This window comes from Bradyrhizobium sp. WSM471 (assembly GCF_000244915.1).
Classification (GTDB): domain Bacteria; phylum Pseudomonadota; class Alphaproteobacteria; order Rhizobiales; family Xanthobacteraceae; genus Bradyrhizobium.
Genome location: NZ_CM001442.1, coordinates 2,902,009 through 2,919,512, shown reverse-complemented (window position 1 = coordinate 2,919,512; position 17,504 = coordinate 2,902,009). Strand labels below are relative to the sequence as shown.

Below are 17,504 nucleotides of genomic sequence, written 5' to 3'. Positions count from 1 at the left end.
CGAAGGGCGACGGCCCGGCTGCAGCAACGGGGCCGTGCATCCTTCGAGGCTCCCCTTGCGATGCAGTCGCATCGCAAGCCTCGCACCTCAGGATGACGGGGTTAGGGGCGGAGCACTTCGTTCCTTGCCGCGCCGATCCATCTGCGGGCGGCCGATCCAGATCCTGTTGAGGCACCGTGTCATCCAGTCGGGCTGCGGTTCGCCGCGCAGCCGCGCTTGCGCTTCCTGGTAGGGACCGACGTAGCGCAGCCGGTCTGGCAATCTTGGATAGACCCTCCGTATCCATTGCAGCGCGTTCTCGGCGGATCTGGTGTCGCGCTCATCAAGCTCGAACCCGAATCCCACACGCAGGCGTTCCGGCAGCAGGCTTCCCGTGAGCGCGCGATACCAGCGCGGCGGACGCAACCACGGGCGCGCGCCACCAAAGATCTGCGCGGCAATCTCGCGCGCCGCCGGACTGACAGTCAGCGTGTCCGACTGCGTCATTGCCGCGGTGTAGGCCGCGAAGCCCGACCAGTCCGCCGGCAGATCGTGCGCCGTCAATCCGAACAGGGCACCGAACAGCCGGCTCTCGGTCCAGTAGCGTTCGCGCTCCTCCGCCGAGAGCGGCGGCAAAACCAGATCATGCGCCATCAGCGCGGTCTCGACCAGCGTTGCATGAACCCAGCGCAGCGACGGGATATCGTTGGCACAGTAGCGCGAGCCTGCCGCGAACGGACCGACGGTCTCCGGCATCTCGCCGACGATCATGCTGTGGCGCCGGTGCAATTGCCGCGACGATAACAGCGCGCGGTCAAGCGAGCCGAACACCATGGCAAAGACGATGTCGAAGGTACGGTGAAATCGTCCGATCGGATCAGCAAAGGTTTTCGAATGCTCGGCGATGGCGGCGGCGACCCAGGGATGCGCCAGCTGCAGCAACAGCGCGCGACCGGCGCCGAGAAAGATCACGGCCTCGCGATCGATCTGCCAGGTCACCGTGTCAGGACCGAACACGCCGGCGACCGGTCCCGCCGCATCGGCGCGGACATGATCGAGGGCAGATTCCAGATCTCTCTCAGCGACCAATTGCAAGGCCTCGCGACGAAGACAGCGGGCGACAATAACCCGGACTGCCTTCCCGTGAAATCGTCACTGCGAGAAGCAATGACGGACGAAGCCCTTACTCCGCCGCAATCGGCATGACGTCCATATGTTCGTGCAGCACCACGCCCGCGAGCGGATCGAACTCGCCAACCCACGGCCTTCGCTCCAGCACGGACTTGGTGTGCGAATAGCCGGCATCCCAGCGCCGCATGATGCCGGACGGACTGAAGTCGATATCCTTGGTGTGGCTCTCGCGGTCGAGCTGCGGCGCAAGCAGGCGCACGACATGCATCCTGGTCGGGCAGCCGTAGCTGGTCAACTCCCTCACGGCCGGATCGCTGCGCTCGCCCTCGGGCAGTCGCGCGGCGAGCTGGTTGATGACGTGGCGCAGGCGATGGGCTTGCTGCTGGCGCGCGATCTGGCTCGCGATCCGGCTGGAATATTGCACATCCTTGTGCCGGTTCAGCACCTCCGCCATGGTGGTCGGCTCGGCGCCGACGGGGTTCCATAGGTGTACGGCGAAGATCAGCGAGTCTTTGCGCGGATTGTCGTCGAAGACCGCTTCCGTCGGCGTGTTGGACAGGATGCCGCCGTCCCAATAGAGCTCGCCGTCGATGCGCACGGCCGGAAACGCCGGCGGCAGCGCGCCTGACGCCATGACATGCTTCACCGTCAGCTCGCCGTCGCGGCTGTCGAAATAGCGCATCTGGCTACTGCGGACGTGAGCGGCACCGACCGTCAATCGTGGCGCGCAGCGATTGATCCGGCCGAAATCGACGAGCTCGAGCAGCGTCCGCTCCAGCGGCGCCGTCGAATAGAAGCCCGCGTGATCGGCTCCGAGCGGATAGGAATCGCCCGCATGCGCCAATGGATTGGGGCGAAAGAAACCGGGAATGCCGTGGGTCACGGTCGACCAATAGGCGAGCTTTTCGTTGAAGCCGGGAAACGCGGTGCGCAGATTCCAGACCGGATTTTGCTCCATTCGTTTCCAGAACTCCTTCAGGCGCTGCAGCCGCTGATCAGGCGCGTTGCCCGCAATGAGGCAGGCATTGATGGCGCCGATCGAGGTGCCGATGATCCAGTCCGGCTCGATGCCGGCCTCGTGCAGTGCCTGGTACACCCCGGCCTGATAGGACCCGAGCGCACCGCCGCCCTGAAGCACCAGCACCACCTGGCCGGGCAGATCCTTCGACGCGCTGGTATCGCGCTTCACACCGTTCATATCCTGCTCCCTGAGAGCCCGTATCCTTGCCATGTTCGTTCCTCGCGATCGTTTGTTACGCATTCGCCTTCAATGCGCGGTCCAGCCTCCGTCGACGGGCAACGCAATCCCGGTGATCGTGGCCGCCGCATCGGTCGACAGAAACACGGCGAGCGCGCCGAGCTCTTCGACCGTCGAGAAGCGCTTGTTCGGCTGCTGCGCCAGCAGCACATCGTGGATCACCTGGTCGCGCGAGATGCCGTGTGCTTTCGCCTGCCCGTCGATCTGCGCCTCGACCAGCGGCGTGTAGACGTAACCGGGGCAGATCGCGTTGCAGGTGATGCCTTCTTCAGCCGTCTCGAGTGCCGTCACCTTGGTGAGCCCGAGGATGCCGTGTTTAGCGGCGACATAGGCGGCCTTGAACGGTGATCCGACCAGGCCATGGCTCGAGAAAATGTTGATGATCCGGCCAAACCCATTCTTGCGCATGGCCGGCAGCGCAACTCGGGTGGTGTGGAAGGCCGACGACAGGTTGATCGCCAGGATCTGGTCCCACTTCTCGACCGGGAATTGATCGAGGGGCGCCACATGCTGGATGCCGGCATTGTTGACGAGAATGTCGAGCCGGCCGCATTGGGCTATGGTGGCCGCAATCATCTCCGCGATGGATTTTGGCCTCGTCATGTCCGCCGGCGAGAAGCTGGCGTTGACGCCGAAATCGGCGGCGATCTGCTCGCGCGTCCTGCCGATCTCGTCAGCGGCGCCGAGGCCGTTCAGCACGATGTCGGCGCCGGCTGCGGCAAGCGCTCGGGCGATGCCGAGCCCGATACCGCTGGTCGAACCGGTCACCAGCGCAATCTTGCCGGCGAGCGCGCGTGAGGATACCGAGGTCTGTGGTTTGACTGGAATATTCATGGTGCAAATCCCTCCAATGAGGCCCGCGCCGCGCGGACCCTGGCTTTCGCCAACTCTGGGGGATGACCCATTCCTAAGGAAATGCCCGTTGGCTTCCGAAACCATGCCCGCGCGCTATCACGGTCGGGATGTCATTCGCCTGGCTAATCGGTTAGGTTCCGGTCGGTTTTGCCAGGAGCCGATCCATGGAAATGCACCAGGTCCGCTATTTCCTCGCGGTGGCGCAACTCTTGAACTTCACGCGTGCCGCCGAGGACTGCAACGTGACGCAGCCTTCGCTGACGCGTGCGATCAAGCAGCTCGAGGCCGAGCTCGGCGGCGATCTGTTTCGCCGCGAACGCCCCGCGGCGCAATTGACCGAGCTCGGCCAGCGCATGCATCCGCTGCTGAAGCAATGCTATGATGCCGCCGCCGGTGCGCGTTCGCTCGCCTCCTCGTTTCGAAGCGGCGAAATCGGCGCCCTGAGGGTCGCCCTGACGCATTCGATCGATCTGGCGCTGCTCATCCCGCACCTCAACGAAATCAAACGACAGTTCAACCGGCTCGAGCTCCGTTTCCTGCGCGGCTCGAGCCGCGAGGTCGGTGAATTCCTGAAAAAGGGCGAAGCCGAACTCGGCATCGCCGCCGAGATCGACGAAGCCTGGGATCGTCTCGACGTCTGGCCGCTGTTCACCGAACCTTTCGAGCTCGTCGTCAGCAAAGAGAATCGGCTCGCCGAGTGCAGCAGCATCGAATTGGATGATCTCCGCGCCGAGCAAATGCTCGTCCGCAACTATTGTGAGCACGCCAAGCGTATCGGGGCGAGCCTTCGCGAACACGGCATCGACTTCGATCGCGGCCACGAAATTTCCAGCGAACGCGACCTGATCGAACTGATCGAGGCCGATATCGGCGTCGCCATGCTGCCGCACACCTCACCGGTCCCGGACAGCCTGAAGCGCACCGCCGTCTCAGGGCTGGACGCGCGGCGCACCGTCAATCTCTATGGCGTCGCGGGCCGCCAGCGCACGGCGGTCGCCAACGCCGTGATGCGCATGCTGCGCGGCGCGGACTGGCGACCGATTGCGGGATAGTGTTGCGGGCTGCTGTCCCCTACGGGAAGGAACAGAGCTCACCTCGCACGAAGCTCAGTGTTCACGGCTCGCGCTTTCGAGCGCCTCGAGCAGATCGTCAATCTCCATGCGCTTGCGGAAATCAGGATCGACGAAGCGGGCTTTCACGAGACCATTGCGGCCGACCACGAATACGGCGGGGATCGGCAACATCCACCCATCGTTGCCGTGAAATCTCGCCATGTCCTGGTAGGACAGCAGCTGCTGGATCTCCGTCCCGAGCCAGATCGCCAGGTTGAGAGACAACGCATAGCCGTTATCGAGATCGGTAAGCACCGGGAACGGCGCACTCGAATCAGCTTTGAATACGCCGGTGAACTCCTGCGTTTCCGGCATGATCGCCACGATCTGCGCGCCCATTGCCGCGATGCGATCCTGCGCCTGGATCACGGCGCGGACATTGAGCCGGCAATAGGGACACCAATGGCCGCGGAAGAACATTACCGCGACCGGGCCGTTCGTCAGTAGCGACGGCAGCGAGACCAGCCGTCCGGTCTCGTCAGGCAGCATGAAAGGCGGCATTGCCTCGCCTGGTCGCGGCGCGTTATCGCCGCCGCCGTTCTGGCCTAGCCTTGTGACGAGGCGGTCGACGGCTTCGCCATACGCCGGAAAGATTTCACGCCCCGCATCTGCATAGGCGCGGAGTTGCTCGTTCAGCGGGCCCTCCATGTCCCGACAGCGTTGGAAGGCGACCTTGAGCCGTTCGGCATCGGTTGTCGAAAGGGCAGTCATTTTGCGCTCCGGCTTTCGGTTCCAATACTAGTTTCCTGGTCCGGCCGTCCGCAAGGGGCGGCCGCTACGCGGGGATCGACCTAGTTCACGTAGAAATTGCCGGTCGGATCGAGCCGACCAGCGACCCATCGTCCATGAAGAAGACGGTATGCTCAGGCACCTTCTTGGCGTTCTTCATCATGGACTCATGGTTCTTCTCGGTCGAGGCCATGGCCATCGCCGACATCTTGCCGGGCCCACCATAGATGTAGGCCATGCCGGCCTTGAAATCCCAGGCGGCTTCCGAGAAGGCAGATGTGGCGATAACCGCGAACGCGGCGGTGGCAATGAGAGTCTTGGACAGTTTCGTCATGAGATGTTTCTCCGGATTGACGTAAACGCCCGCCAATCGGACGCCCTGCCATCGAACGGCGGAAGCCGCCAAGGCGGAAATGCCGATCCACAATCGGTTCGATAGCCGCTGCCTATCGCGCCACCATAGCGGTCGGCTATCGCGTTCAGAGGCGTTTCGCATTTCACTCCGCCGAGCGCCGCGTCCATCCTGGCTGCGATCCAAGCTGCCACTCACAGGAGGACCGCCATGAGCCGTCACATCGCATCGCGTGTTGCCACTTTCGCCACCTCGCTTCTGCTGCTGTTCCTGCTGCTATCGGCCGCAACATCGGTTGCGCGAGCCGATAGCGATGACGGCATTGTCCGCGTCAAAAGCGCGATCCCCTTGTCGGAGGCGATCAGTCGCATCAAGGCCGATATTGCGGCAAAGGGCATCAAATTCTTCTTCGAAGTCGATCAGTCCAAGCTTGCTTCCGACGCCGGAATCAAGCTTCGCCCCTCCACCCTGCTCGTCTTCGGCAATCCGCCGCTCGGCACCCAGTTCATCACCGCCAACCCCAACGCCGGACTCGACTGGCCGGTCCGCCTGCTGTTGACCCAGGACGACAATGGCGACGTCTGGGCCGTGTGGACCGATTTCGACTGGATCGCAAGGCGGCACAACATCCGAAATCGCGAGGCGCAGTTCAAGATGGCGACCATGGTCGTCAAGTCCATCACGGCCACCATCACCGTCAAATAACGAGGGTCCCATGGTGCGCCAAACATTCGATGTCGTCATCCTCGGCGGCGGAAACGCAGGCATCGGCGTGACCGGCCCCGTCCGGCGTGCCGGCCTCTCGGTCGCGATGATCGAGCCGCTCGATCTCGGTGGCACCTGTCCGAATCGCGGTTGCACGCCGAAGAAGGTCCTCGTCGCCGCCGGTCAGGTGCTGCACGACATCGAGCGTGCTGCCGCTCATCATATCGCGGTCGGCAAGCCCAGGCTCGACTGGGCGGCGCTGATCGAGCGCGAGAAGAACATGATCAAGGATATCCCCGCCAACCTCGCCCGCACGATGGCGCGTCGCCAGGTCGAAGTGATCAAGGGGTATGGTGCCTTCGTTGCACCCAACACCATCCGCGTCGGCGATCGCGTGCTCGAGGCCAAACACGTCGTTGTCGCGACGGGCTCGAAGCCGCGGCCGCTACCGATCCCCGGCGCCGAGTACATGGTCACCTCGGACGCGATATTGAGTGATCGCGACTTGCCGGCTTCGGTTATCTTTATCGGCGGCGGCGTAATCTCCCTGGAATTCGCCCACATCTACGCGCGCGCCGGCGCAGCAGTGACGATTCTCGAGGGACTGGCGCAGCTCCTGCCGGCAATGGACACCGATGCGGTTGCCCAACTGGCGATGGAGAGCGAACGCATCGGCATCAAGATCCGGACCGGCGTCAGCGTGCAGACGATCGAGCGGACCGGCAACGGGTTCAGGGTGGTCTTTGCCCAAGACGGGGTCGAGCGGGCGGTCGAGGCGGATCGTGTAGTCAACGGTGCCGGCCGGGTGGCCAATACCGATTCCCTCGACCTTGCGGCCGGTCAGGTCGAACACGCAAACGGACGAATCTCGGTCGACTGCCACTTGCGTTCGACCTCAAATCCTCGGGTTCATGTCTGCGGCGATGCCGTACCGATCTCGCCACAACTTTCGCCGGTTGCCACCTACGAAGGCGACATCGTAGGCCGCAACATCGTCGACGGACCACGACATGCGCCCGACTACGCGGGCATGGCCACGGCGGTCTACACCGTACCGACGCTCGCTGCCGTCGGTCTGACCGAAGCGGCGGCACGGCAGAACGAATCCGCCATCGAGGTCCACGTCAACGACATGCGCGACTGGTTCTCGGCGCGGTCCTATGCCGAGACCGTCGCCTGGTCGAAAGTGATCGTCGATCGCGCCACCGACCGTGTGATCGGCGCGCACCTTGTCGGCCACACCAGCCAGGAGCTCATCAATATCTTCGGGCTTGCGATCAAGTTTGGCATCACGGCGAGCCAGATCCGCGACAACGTCTATGCCTATCCGACCTTCTCCGCCGACATCAAGCACATGCTCGGACGCGCATAGCGGCTCGCTATGGTTTCGAGAGAGACACGGCATTTCAACGAACACATGATCTCGAGGAAACTGAGATCATAGCCGACGGCATTCGAGGTCGCGGCCAACAGAGGAGACTTCCCGATGTTCAACACTATCGAACTTTCCCGCGCAAGCTGGCTGGGACTTGCGGTCGCCGGCGCTTTGACGCTCTCGGCACAGCCCATCTTCGCAGGCGAATGCCCGGCCGACAAGATCAAGCCGAACGCGCACCAGATGGTCGACTACAAGCCGGTCGGCGTCACCGATACGACGCTCGGCGCGATCGACCTCGGCAAGCAGCCGGCGCATATCGAAGGTCGCGAGCTGCGCTTCCGCAAGCTGACCATCGAGCCCGGTGGCATCGTGCCCTGGCACAGCCATGACGACCGCCCTGCCCTGATCTTCGTGCAGCAGGGCGAGATCGTCGAATATGCCTCCAACTGCGTCGATCCGATCGTGCACAAGGCCGGCGACATCCGCCCGGAGGTGTCCGGCACCTCGCACTGGTGGAAGAACCTCGGCAAGGAAACGGTCATTCTCTATGTCGGCGACGTCCGCAAGGACCCGCACGACCACAACATGTAACGGGTGCGCGACCCCAGCGCACGCGTGACGGAATGTGGCGCCCGCGATCCCCATGCTGCCCTGCACGCGGGCGCCACATTCATCACAAGGGAGGCCTGCCGTGACCGATCTTTCCGCGCCGATCAAGCCGACCGCGATGACGACAGACGCGTATTCGCCAGGTCTCGCGCTTTGCTCCCTCGTCATCGGCTTGACCGCCTTCCTGACTGTCGTCGACCTGTTCGCGACGCAGGCGATCCTGCCTTCGCTGACGCGCCATTACGGCGTCACACCGGCGGCGATGGGCTTTGCCGTCAATGCCAGCACCTTCGGCATGGCGGTAGCCAGCCTCGTCGTCGGCTTCTTCAGCCCGCGCATCAACCGGCGGACCGGCATCCTGCTCAGCCTCGCGCTGCTGGCAGTCCCCACCAGCCTGCTGGCGACCGCACCAAATCTCGCGGTCTTCACCGCTTTGCGGGTCGCGCAGGGCCTGTGCATGGCATCCGCCTTCGCGCTCACCCTCGCCTATCTCGGCGAGCAATGCAGCACGATGGATGCCGGCGGCGCCTTTGCCGCCTACATCACCGGCAATGTCGCCAGCAACCTGGTCGGCCGGCTGATCTCGGCGGCGGTCGCCGACGGCTTGGGCCTCGCCTGGAATTTTTATTTCTTCGCAGCCCTCAATCTGGCCGGCGCGGTGCTGGTCTATTTCACCATCGGGCGCGTGCAGCCGATGCATGCGATGATGACTGCGGGATCGCCCCTCTCCGCCGCGATCGCGCACTGGCGCAATCCGCAGTTGCGCGCGGCCTTCGGCATCGGATTCTGCATCCTGTTCGCCTTCATCGGCACCTTCACCTTCGTGAATTTTGTGCTGGTCCAGCCGCCGCTGTCGCTTGGCATGATGGACCTGGGCCTTGTCTATTTTGTCTTCCTGCCGTCGGTCGTCACGACCTTGCTGGCGGGCAGAGTGGCATCGCGCCTCGGAACGCGTCCGACGATCTGGGGCTCGCTCGCCATCGCCGGGATCGGGCTGCCGCTGATGCTGGCGCCGCATCTGGGCGAAGTCATCACCGGCATGGTTCTGGTCGGCGTCGGCACCTTCTTCGCGCAAGCGGCTGCGACAGGATTCGTAGGACAGGCGGCGACCGACAGCCGCGGCATCGCCAGCGGGACCTATCTTGCCTGCTACTTCTGCGGCGGCCTGGTCGGGACGGCCGTGCTCGGCCGACTGTTCGACGGCTTCGGCTGGCAAGCGTGCGTCGCGGGTGTCGGCGCGGCCCTCGCTGCGGCCGCTCTGCTCACCCTTGGCCTGAAGCGCTAGCGCTTGGCCGGCGCTTCCTGCGGCGGCTCGTCGTCGGCGATGGCGCGCCAGGCGGCGCCGTCGAGATCGTCGTACTGGCCGCTCCGGAGCGACCAGAGGAAGGCGACGAGACCGGCGAGACCGAGCATCAGCGCCAGCGGTACCAGGATGACCAAAATTTCCATCACACGATCTCCCGCGAGGCGTTGCGCGCACGCAACGAATTCAGCATGACCAGGATCGATGATCCGCTCATGGCGGCAGCCGCGATCAGGGGCGTCACGACGCCGCTGATCGCGACCGGCACCGCGAGGACATTGTAGCCGATCGCAAGCCAGAGATTCTGCCGCATCAAGTGCAGCGCCTTGCGTGACGCATCGATAGCGGCGACGACCGGGGCCAGCGGCCGGCCGAGGAAGACGAGATCGGCGGTCGCCTGGCTCAAATGCGCGGCCGAGATCGGCGACATTGAGACGTGGGCCGCCGCCAGCGACGGCGCATCGTTCATGCCGTCGCCGACCATCAGGACCTTCATGCCCCGCTGCTTCAGGACCTCGATCCGCGCGATCTTGTCGGCCGGCGTCACCCCGGCCCGCCATTCGGAGACGCCCAACGCGTGGGCCGCCGCGATCACAGCCGGTTCACGGTCGCCGGAGAGAATCTCGATGCCGATATTGCGCGCCTTGAGCCCCGCGATCACAGCCTGCGCATCGGGACGGAGGCCCTGGCGCACAGAGAGGATGAATTTTTCGCCACCCTTGCTGAAAGCCACGACGGAGGCTTCGGGATCCAGATTTGTCACGTCCGAGACCAGCGTCTCGGCGCCGCAGAAGGACGGACGGCCGAGGCGAATCTCGATGCCGTCGACGACAGCGCGCACGCCCTGGCCGGCCTCCTCGACCGCGCCGACGATAGGCGATCTGGCGTCGCAGGCCTGCGCGACCGCGGCGGCGACCGGATGATGGCTCGACAGCGCGAGCCGTCCGGCAAGCTCGAAGATATCAGCGGGGATATCGGCCGCATTCATCACTTCGAGATCGGGCAGCGTCAGCGTCCCGGTCTTGTCGAAGATGACGTGATCGGCTTCCGCGAGACGCTCGATGGCATCGCCGGAATTCAGCAGGACACCCGCCTTGAACATCGCGCCCGAGGCCACTGTCTGCACCGTCGGAATGGCGAGTCCGAGCGCGCAGGGACAGGTGATGATCAGCACCGCGACGCCGGTCACGATCGCATCATGCCAGCCGGCGCCCGCAATGACCCAGCCGAGGATGGTGACGAGCGCGGTGGCATGCACCACGGGCGCGTAGAGTCGCGAGGCGCGGTCGGCGAGCCGCATGTAGCGCGAGCGCGCCTGCAGCGCATTGTCGAGCAGCCGGGTGATCTCGGCGAGCAGCGTCGCCTCGGAGGCCGCCGAGACCCGCACCCGCAAGCTGCCCGAGATGTTCATCGATCCCGCATAGACCGGCGTGCCTTGGCCTGCCGTGACGTAGAGCGTCTCGCCGGTGATCAGGCTCTGGTCGATCTCGGAACGGCCCTCGATCACGGTGCCGTCGACCGCGCAGCGCTCGCCGGGTCGCAGCAGGACGATGTCGCCGGGATAGATCGCGGCCACCGGCACTTGGGATATCTCGTCAGGCCCGACGAACTTGGCCGCGGTCTCCGCCTTGAGCGCGGCGAGATTGCCCGCGACCGCGCGGGTCCGCCGCCGCATGTTCTGGTCGAGGACGCGGCCGACCAGGAGGAAAGTGAGCAGCATGATCGCCGCGTCGAAATAGGCGTGCTCGGCGTGGTTGATGGTCTCGACCACGGACATGCCGAGCGCCAGCGTCACGCCGATCGAGATCGGCACGTCCATGTTGGTGGTCTTGGCCGACAGCGCGCGCCAGGCCGAGCGGAAGAACGGTTGGCCGGCATAGGCCGCCGCCGGCAGTGCGATCAGCGCCGACAGCCAGTGGAAGAAATCGCGCTGCTCCCGCAGCATGTCCGAGACGTTGCCGGACCACACCGGGATCGACAGCATCATCACGTTCATGGTGGCGAACGCGGCGACGCCGAGGCAGCGCAACAGGAAGCGGGATTCGGCGACCTCGGTCGCCTCCGCGCTCTCGGTCTCGTAAGGATAGGCCTTGTAGCCGAGCTCCTCGAGGCGGTCGATGAAGCGGGCCGGATCGAGCGTGCCCGCCTTCCATTCCAGCGCAACGCGCCGGTCGGTGAGGTTCACACGCGCCAGCGTGACGTCGGGAATCGCGGACAGCCCGCGCTCGATCTTGGCCATGCAGCCGGCGCAGTGAACGCCCTCGACCGCGAGATCGATGTGCTGGACGCCCTCGCCCGCAGTCCGGACGTAATGCGAGAAGTCCCGCGAGACGTGCATGGCAAAATCCTTCAGTTCAGGATCACGCGGTTGCGCGACATGAACACGCGCGTTCCCCGCGCCTCGCCCTCGATCACGAGGTCCCACTGGCCCGGCGCGACCGATGCGGCATTGCCGCGATAGAGGCCGATGCCGGCCTCCGAGAGCTCGATGGCGAGATCGGCGCGCTTGTCGGTCGGCCGCTCCAGGCGGCCGCCGAATTTCAGTCCGGCGATCGGCTGGCCGCTGGCGTCGCGCGCCTCGACCTGAAGCACGGCGCCGCCATCGGCGCGGCGCTCGACATGGGCGTTGACCTTCCATTTGCGCGCGGTCTGGTCCTGGGCCGCCGAGATCTCGCGGTCATAGGTCAAGCCCGCGGCATAGGGGCTGTCGACGTCCGTCCCTGGCAGCGTCGCGATCGCAAGCTTCATCATGGTCACGTTGACGCCGATCACGACGCCGAAGAAGGCGACCAGCATCAGAAACACCTTGGTTCCGGTCAGCGGCTTGGTTGCCATGGCGGGCTCCTGATCCTACGGCGCGACGAAATTGTCGGTGGCGCTGGCGACTTCGCCAAGGCCGATATCGGTGACGTGAAAGCGAACCGGGATCGACTTTTCCGGGTTGCCCTCCGCCGGCGCGGTCACGAGCAGTCGCAGCTCGCTGGTGGAGTCGCGCGGAACCACGATGATCGGCCGGTCCGGCGTCACGGAATCGATCCCGATGACATGGATCGTCGCATTGACCGGACCGTTCGCGTCGATCGCGATGACGCGGTCGTAGCCGCTCTTGTTGAGCAGCCGCACCGTGTAGGCGTTGCGGATCGAGCCGTCGCTGAGCCTGACCGCGACCGGATTGCGGTCGTGCAGCACGTTGACGTCGAGCAGGCTGCGGGTCGCCAACGTATAGATCATGATGCCGCCGACCGCCGCGATGATCGCGCTGTAGGCGACGGTGCGGGCCCGGACGATGCGATAGACCGGCGCCTTGCCTTGCTGGCGGCGCTGGATGTTGACGTCGTTGTCATAGCCGATGAGCCGCTTCGGCCGGCCGATCTTCGTCATCACGTTGTCGCAGGCGTCGATGCAGAGCCCGCACTGGATGCATTCGAGCTGCGGCCCATTGCGAATGTCGATGCCGGTCGGACACACGGCGACGCATTGATAGCAGTCGACGCAGTCGCCGACTTGCTCGCCGAGCGCGCGCAGCTCGATCGCCTTCTTCACCGACGTACGCTTCTCGCCGCGATCGTAACGATAGGTCACGTTCAGCGCCCATTCGTCGGTGAGCGCGGCCTGGATCCGCGGCCACGGGCACATATAGGTGCAAACCTGCTCGCGCATGAAACCGGCGAGCACGTAGGTCGTAGCAGTCAGGATGCCGATCCAGATATAGGCGATCATCGGCGCCTGGAAGGTGACGAGTTCCCTAACCAGCGTCGGTGCGTCGTTGAAATAGAGCACCCAGGCGCCGCCGGTCCACCATCCGATCAAGAGCCAGATCGAATGCTTGAGCACGATCTCGGAGATGCGCTCCAGCTTCATCGGGTCGGACGATTTGTCCTTCTTCATCCGCTCGCGTCGGTCGCCCTCGATCAGACGCTCGACCGCATAGAACAAGTCCGTCCACACCGTCTGCGGACAGAGATAGCCGCACCAGATGCGGCCGCCGACCGAGTTCATCAGGAATAGCGCCACCGCGGCGACGATCAGCAGGCCGGTGAAGTAGTAGACCTCCTGCGGCCACAGCTCGATGAAGAAGAAATAGAAGCGGCTGTTGGGAAGATCGATCAGCACCGCCTGGCTCGGAGCACCGAGGCCGCGGTTCCAGCGCACGAACGGCAGGAAGTAGTAGACGCCGAGGCAGAACGCCATCAGGCCCCATTTGATCCGGCGGAAGGTGCCGGAGATGCTCTGAGGATAGACTTTCTTCTGGGCCACATAGAGCGGCCCGTTGTCATCGTCTAATGGGAGGTCTTTTGGGTTCACGGGCCTGTTCATCGCCTGCAGCTTTCGAAAGGTGCGATAAAACCTAGACCCGACACCGCCGCGTCAGTTGATCCAGCGCAAGCGGGGGCGTTTTTGTTCGCCCCCGCTTGCTGCCGGTTGGCTATTTTCCGCCGCCCAGCGAGTGGACGTAAACTGCCATCGCCTTGATGGTGGCGGGATCGAGCCGGCCTTCCCAGGCCGGCATCACGCCCGCGCGGCCCTGGCTGATGGTCTCGATCAGCGTCGCCTCGTCCGAACCATAGAGCCAGATCTTGTCGGTCAGGTTGGGCGCGCCCATCTCCGGGTTGCCCTTGCCGCCGTCGCCATGGCAGGCGACGCAATTCTCCGCGAAGATCTTCTCGCCCTTGGCCGCGTCATAGCCCTTGCGGGTCGGAAGGCCCGACAATGCCCGGACATAATTGGCGGCCGTGACGATCTCGTCCGGTTTCAGCACGCCGTCCTTGCCGAATGCGAGCATCTGGCCTTCGTGCGCCTTGGCATGGCCGGAGCGTGCGCCGAACTGGATGGTCTGCATGATCTGGTCGAGCGTGCCGCCCCACAGCCAGTCGTCGTCGTTCAGGTTGGGATAGCCCTTGGCACCGGCGCCGCCTGAGCCGTGACATGGCGCGCAATTGTCACCGAACACGGTCTTGCCCTTGGCGCGCGCGAGCGCCAGCAGCGCCGGATCCTTCTCGATGTCGGCGAGCGAGGCCGAGCCCAGGGCAACCATCTTGGCTCCGCGGATCGTCTCGAGGTTGGCGAGCTCGACCGCAACGTCGGCACGCGAGGAGTACCCCATCACGCCGTGCGTATTGCCCGAGATCAGCGGCCAGGCCGGATACACGATCCAGTAGCCGATCGCCCAGACGATGGTGAGGTAGAAGGTGATTACCCACCAGCGCGGCAGCGGCGTGTTGAGCTCCTTGATGCCGTCCCACTCATGTCCGGTCGTGGACCTCCCGGAGACGGGATCGATGTCGCTATGATGATCGGTCATGATCTCTTACTCCTCCCGCAACGGCAGGTGTGCCGCTTCGTCGAAAGCTGCCTTGTTACGGGGCCAGAATGCGTAGGCGATGATCGCGACAAAGATCGCGACGAACACCGGCGTCCAGATCGTGGTCACGAGACCGGACGCGAGATTGTCGAGGGTCAGGATGGCTTTCATCGTTGGTGCCTTCTCAGCGAAGATTGGCTTTCTCGTTGTAGATCTTGAAGTCGACCAGCGTGCCGAGCATCTGGAGATAGGCGATCAGCGCGTCCATCTCGGTCGGCGTGCCGGCCTTGCCGTCGAAGTTGCGCACCACGGCCTTGGCGTAGCGCTTGGTGAAAGCGTCGGAGCCGGCATTGTCAGGATCGGCCTGGGCCTTCATGTCGGCGCCCGCATTGGCGATCTGGTCGTCGGTGTAGGGCGTGCCGACGGTCCGCAGCGTGCGCATGTGGTCGGCGATCGTGTCCGGATCGACCTCGGTCTTGCTGAGGAATGGATAGCCCGGCATCACCGACTGCGGCACGATTGCGCGCGGGTTGGTCAGATGGGTGACGTGCCAGTCGTCGGAATATTTGGCGCCGACGCGGGCAAGATCGGGACCGGTGCGCTTCGAGCCCCACTGGAACGGATGGTCGTACATGCTTTCGGCGGCCAGCGAGAAATGACCGTAGCGCTCGACCTCGTCGCGCAAGGGGCGGATCATCTGCGAATGGCAGAGATAGCAGCCCTCGCGGACGTAGACGTTGCGCCCGGCGAGCTCCAGCGGCGTATACGGCCTGATCCCGTCGACCGCCTCGATCGTGCTCTTGAGGTAGAACAGCGGGGTGATCTCGACGAGACCGCCGATCGCGATCACCAGCAGGATGCCGACGACCAGGATGATCGAGTTCTTTTCGAAGATTTGGTGGCGTGTCCAGAACGACATGGAAAACTCCTCATTCCGCCGGCTGGAGAGCGACGGGCATCTGGACTTCCTGTTCGCCGACGCGAACCGTCATCCAGAGATTATAGGCCATGATCAACGCGCCGATCAGGAACAGCCCGCCGCCGGCAGCGCGGATGATGTAGAAGGGATGCATCGCCTCGACGGTCTCGATGAAGGAATATTCGAGGAAGCCGAGCGAGGTGTAGGCGCGCCACATCAGGCCCTGGAGGATGCCGGACACCCACATCGCCGAGATGTAGAGGACGATGCCGAGCGTCGCGATCCAGAAGTGCCAGTTGACGAGCTTGAGGCTGTAGAGGCCCTTCCGATTCCAGATCCAGGGCACGAGGCAGTAGAGCGCGCCGAAGGAGACGAAGCCCACCCAGCCGAGCGCGCCGGAGTGCACGTGGCCGATGGTCCAGTCGGTGTAGTGGCTGAGCGAATTGACCACCTTGATCGACATCATCGGGCCTTCGAAGGTCGACATGCCGTAGAAGGCGACGGAGACCACGAGCATGCGCAGCACGGGATCAGTGCGCAGCTTGTCCCAGGCGCCCGACAGCGTCATCAGGCCGTTGATCATGCCGCCCCAGGACGGCATCCACAGCATGATGGAGAAGGTCATGCCGAGCGTCTGGGTCCAGTCCGGCAGTGCCGTGTAGTGCAGATGGTGCGGGCCGGCCCAGATGTAGAGGAAGATCAGCGCCCAGAAGTGGATGATCGAGAGGCGGTAGGAGTAGATCGGCCGCTCGGCGCGCTTGGGGATGAAGTAGTACATGATGGCGAGGAAGCCGGCGGTCAGGAAGAAGCCAACCGCGTTGTGGCCGTACCACCACTGGAACATGGCGTCCTGGATGCCGCCCCAGGCGATATAGGATTTAGAGCCGAACACCGAGACCGGCAGCGCCGGGTTGTTGCCGAGATGCAAGACCGCAATCGTCACGATGAAAGCGAGATAGAACCAGTTCGCGACGAAGATGTGCGGCTCCTTGCGCTTGATGATCGTGGCAAGGAAGACCAGCAGATAGGTGACCCAGACGATGGTGAGCCACAGATCGGCGTACCATTCCGGCTCGGCATATTCCTTCGACTGAGTGACGCCGAGCAGATAGCCGGTGCCGGCGATCAGGATGAAGAAGTTGTAGCCTACGACGACGAACCAGGGCGCCAGATCGCCTGCAAGGCGAACGCGGCAGCTCTTCTGGACGACGTAGAAGGATGTCGCGATCAGGACGTTGCCGCCGAAAGCGAAGATCACCGCGGACGTGTGCAGCGGACGCAGGCGGCCGAAGCTGGTCCAGGGCAGATCGAAGTTCAGCGCCGGCCACGCCAGTTGCGAGGCGATGATGAGGCCGACGAGAAAGCCGGCAATGCCCCAGAACATCGCCATGACGGAGGAGAACTTGATGGGGCCCATGTTGTAATTGGGCCGGCCGTTGATCTCCGCTGGCGGCAGCGCCGCCGGCCGGTCGAGGTAGCGGTTGATGATGCAGAAGACGGCGGCCAGGCTCGCCGCCGCGCTCAGCGCGGCATGGAATGCGAAGGGCGCATCGAGCGCCTTGGCCGAGGCAATCACGCAGAGGAAGGCGGTGACCGCGAACACGACAGCCAGGCCGCTTTCACCTGACGTCATGGACTTGGAGATGGAGGGCTGGCTCATGCGGATTCTCTCTGAAAGAACACAGGGCCAGAAACCACATTCACCCTCGCAGGGAATTGATTGAAATCAAGGGAGATGGATTTCTGTTAATGTGGGCGATGCGGCGCCAGTTGCAGTGCCCTCTCCCCTTGCGGGAGAGGGCAGCGAGGACCGTCCCGCACACTCACTTGGGTGAGGGGTTGGTCCCACACGAAGAGTGTTTCGGGGGAGAA

The 17,504-nt window shown here is 64.1% G+C and carries 18 protein-coding genes; 5 read left to right on the top strand and 13 right to left on the bottom strand.

Annotation, left to right across the window (positions count from 1 at the left end; all coding sequences use genetic code 11):
* Positions 1 to 87 precede the first annotated feature (87 nt).
* From BRA471DRAFT_RS12655 to BRA471DRAFT_RS12645, 3 genes are all read right to left on the bottom strand, one after another.
* Positions 88 to 1,068, bottom strand: a complete 981-nt coding sequence (locus BRA471DRAFT_RS12655) for an oxygenase MpaB family protein (protein WP_007607699.1) — start codon at positions 1,066 to 1,068, stop codon at positions 88 to 90.
* Between the two features lie 94 nt (positions 1,069 to 1,162).
* Entirely contained in the window at positions 1,163 to 2,308 is a 1,146-nt protein-coding gene (locus BRA471DRAFT_RS12650; RefSeq protein WP_088931000.1) for a patatin-like phospholipase family protein, read from the bottom strand.
* 69 nt (positions 2,309 to 2,377) lie between these two features.
* Positions 2,378 to 3,202, bottom strand: a complete 825-nt coding sequence (locus tag BRA471DRAFT_RS12645) for a 3-hydroxybutyrate dehydrogenase (RefSeq protein WP_007607697.1) — start codon at positions 3,200 to 3,202, stop codon at positions 2,378 to 2,380.
* A gap of 185 nt (positions 3,203 to 3,387) precedes the next feature.
* On the opposite strand from BRA471DRAFT_RS12645, the gene BRA471DRAFT_RS12640 reads away from it, so the two are divergent.
* On the top strand, positions 3,388 to 4,275 hold the full coding sequence (locus tag BRA471DRAFT_RS12640; RefSeq protein WP_007607696.1) for a LysR family transcriptional regulator: 888 nt from the start codon (positions 3,388 to 3,390) through the stop codon (positions 4,273 to 4,275).
* A gap of 54 nt (positions 4,276 to 4,329) precedes the next feature.
* Here the strand turns inward: BRA471DRAFT_RS12640 and BRA471DRAFT_RS12635 are convergent, their stop codons facing one another.
* Together BRA471DRAFT_RS12635 and BRA471DRAFT_RS12630 are read right to left on the bottom strand one after the other, a co-directional pair.
* Positions 4,330 to 5,046 carry a peroxiredoxin-like family protein gene (locus BRA471DRAFT_RS12635; RefSeq protein WP_007607695.1) on the bottom strand — a complete coding sequence of 239 codons (717 nt, stop codon included), beginning with the start codon at positions 5,044 to 5,046 and terminating at the stop codon, positions 4,330 to 4,332.
* Between the two features lie 85 nt (positions 5,047 to 5,131).
* Entirely contained in the window at positions 5,132 to 5,398 is a 267-nt protein-coding gene (locus BRA471DRAFT_RS12630; protein ID WP_007607694.1) for a hypothetical protein, read from the bottom strand.
* Positions 5,399 to 5,626: 228 nt separating this feature from the next.
* Here BRA471DRAFT_RS12630 and BRA471DRAFT_RS12625 point away from each other — a divergent pair, with 228 nt between their 5' ends.
* The 4 genes from BRA471DRAFT_RS12625 to BRA471DRAFT_RS12610 all read left to right on the top strand — a co-directional run bounded on the left by BRA471DRAFT_RS12625 (position 5,627) and on the right by BRA471DRAFT_RS12610 (position 9,393).
* On the top strand, positions 5,627 to 6,121 hold the full coding sequence (locus BRA471DRAFT_RS12625) for a DUF302 domain-containing protein (protein ID WP_007607693.1): 495 nt from the start codon (positions 5,627 to 5,629) through the stop codon (positions 6,119 to 6,121).
* A gap of 10 nt (positions 6,122 to 6,131) precedes the next feature.
* The gene (locus BRA471DRAFT_RS12620; protein ID WP_007607692.1) at positions 6,132 to 7,493 is read left to right on the top strand and encodes an NAD(P)/FAD-dependent oxidoreductase; all 1,362 of its coding nucleotides are present in this window, start codon (positions 6,132 to 6,134) and stop codon (positions 7,491 to 7,493) included.
* A 114-nt stretch (positions 7,494 to 7,607) separates the two neighbouring features.
* Positions 7,608 to 8,090 (top strand): cupin domain-containing protein, encoded by a 483-nt coding sequence (locus BRA471DRAFT_RS12615; protein ID WP_007607691.1) that lies wholly within the window; start codon positions 7,608 to 7,610, stop codon positions 8,088 to 8,090.
* 100 nt (positions 8,091 to 8,190) lie between these two features.
* Positions 8,191 to 9,393, top strand: a complete 1,203-nt coding sequence (locus BRA471DRAFT_RS12610) for an MFS transporter (protein ID WP_007607690.1) — start codon at positions 8,191 to 8,193, stop codon at positions 9,391 to 9,393.
* On the opposite strand, the gene ccoS is transcribed toward BRA471DRAFT_RS12610, so the two are convergent.
* The 8 genes from ccoS to ccoN form a co-directional block, all read right to left on the bottom strand.
* A complete protein-coding gene (gene ccoS, locus BRA471DRAFT_RS12605) occupies positions 9,390 to 9,557 on the bottom strand; it encodes a cbb3-type cytochrome oxidase assembly protein CcoS (RefSeq protein ID WP_007607689.1) in 168 nt (55 codons plus the stop codon). The two genes, BRA471DRAFT_RS12610 and ccoS, sit on opposite strands and share 4 nt — an antisense overlap.
* A complete protein-coding gene (locus tag BRA471DRAFT_RS12600) occupies positions 9,557 to 11,749 on the bottom strand; it encodes a cation-translocating P-type ATPase (protein WP_007607688.1) in 2,193 nt (730 codons plus the stop codon). Before BRA471DRAFT_RS12600 ends, ccoS begins: the two co-directional genes overlap by 1 nt.
* 11 nt (positions 11,750 to 11,760) lie before the next feature.
* Complete coding sequence (locus BRA471DRAFT_RS12595) at positions 11,761 to 12,246, bottom strand: FixH family protein (protein ID WP_007607687.1); 486 nt, start codon at positions 12,244 to 12,246, stop codon at positions 11,761 to 11,763.
* Between the two features lie 15 nt (positions 12,247 to 12,261).
* Positions 12,262 to 13,728, bottom strand: coding sequence for a cytochrome c oxidase accessory protein CcoG (ccoG, locus tag BRA471DRAFT_RS12590; protein ID WP_007607685.1), 1,467 nt, complete (start codon positions 13,726 to 13,728; stop codon positions 12,262 to 12,264).
* A gap of 109 nt (positions 13,729 to 13,837) precedes the next feature.
* Complete coding sequence (gene ccoP / locus BRA471DRAFT_RS12585; protein WP_007607683.1) at positions 13,838 to 14,713, bottom strand: cytochrome-c oxidase, cbb3-type subunit III; 876 nt, start codon at positions 14,711 to 14,713, stop codon at positions 13,838 to 13,840.
* Positions 14,714 to 14,719: 6 nt separating this feature from the next.
* Positions 14,720 to 14,884 (bottom strand): CcoQ/FixQ family Cbb3-type cytochrome c oxidase assembly chaperone, encoded by a 165-nt coding sequence (locus BRA471DRAFT_RS12580; RefSeq protein ID WP_007594016.1) that lies wholly within the window; start codon positions 14,882 to 14,884, stop codon positions 14,720 to 14,722.
* 13 nt (positions 14,885 to 14,897) lie between these two features.
* On the bottom strand, positions 14,898 to 15,632 hold the full coding sequence (ccoO, locus tag BRA471DRAFT_RS12575) for a cytochrome-c oxidase, cbb3-type subunit II (RefSeq protein ID WP_007607682.1): 735 nt from the start codon (positions 15,630 to 15,632) through the stop codon (positions 14,898 to 14,900).
* A gap of 10 nt (positions 15,633 to 15,642) precedes the next feature.
* Complete coding sequence (ccoN, locus tag BRA471DRAFT_RS12570) at positions 15,643 to 17,292, bottom strand: cytochrome-c oxidase, cbb3-type subunit I (protein ID WP_007607681.1); 1,650 nt, start codon at positions 17,290 to 17,292, stop codon at positions 15,643 to 15,645.
* Positions 17,293 to 17,504: the final 212 nt, after the last annotated feature.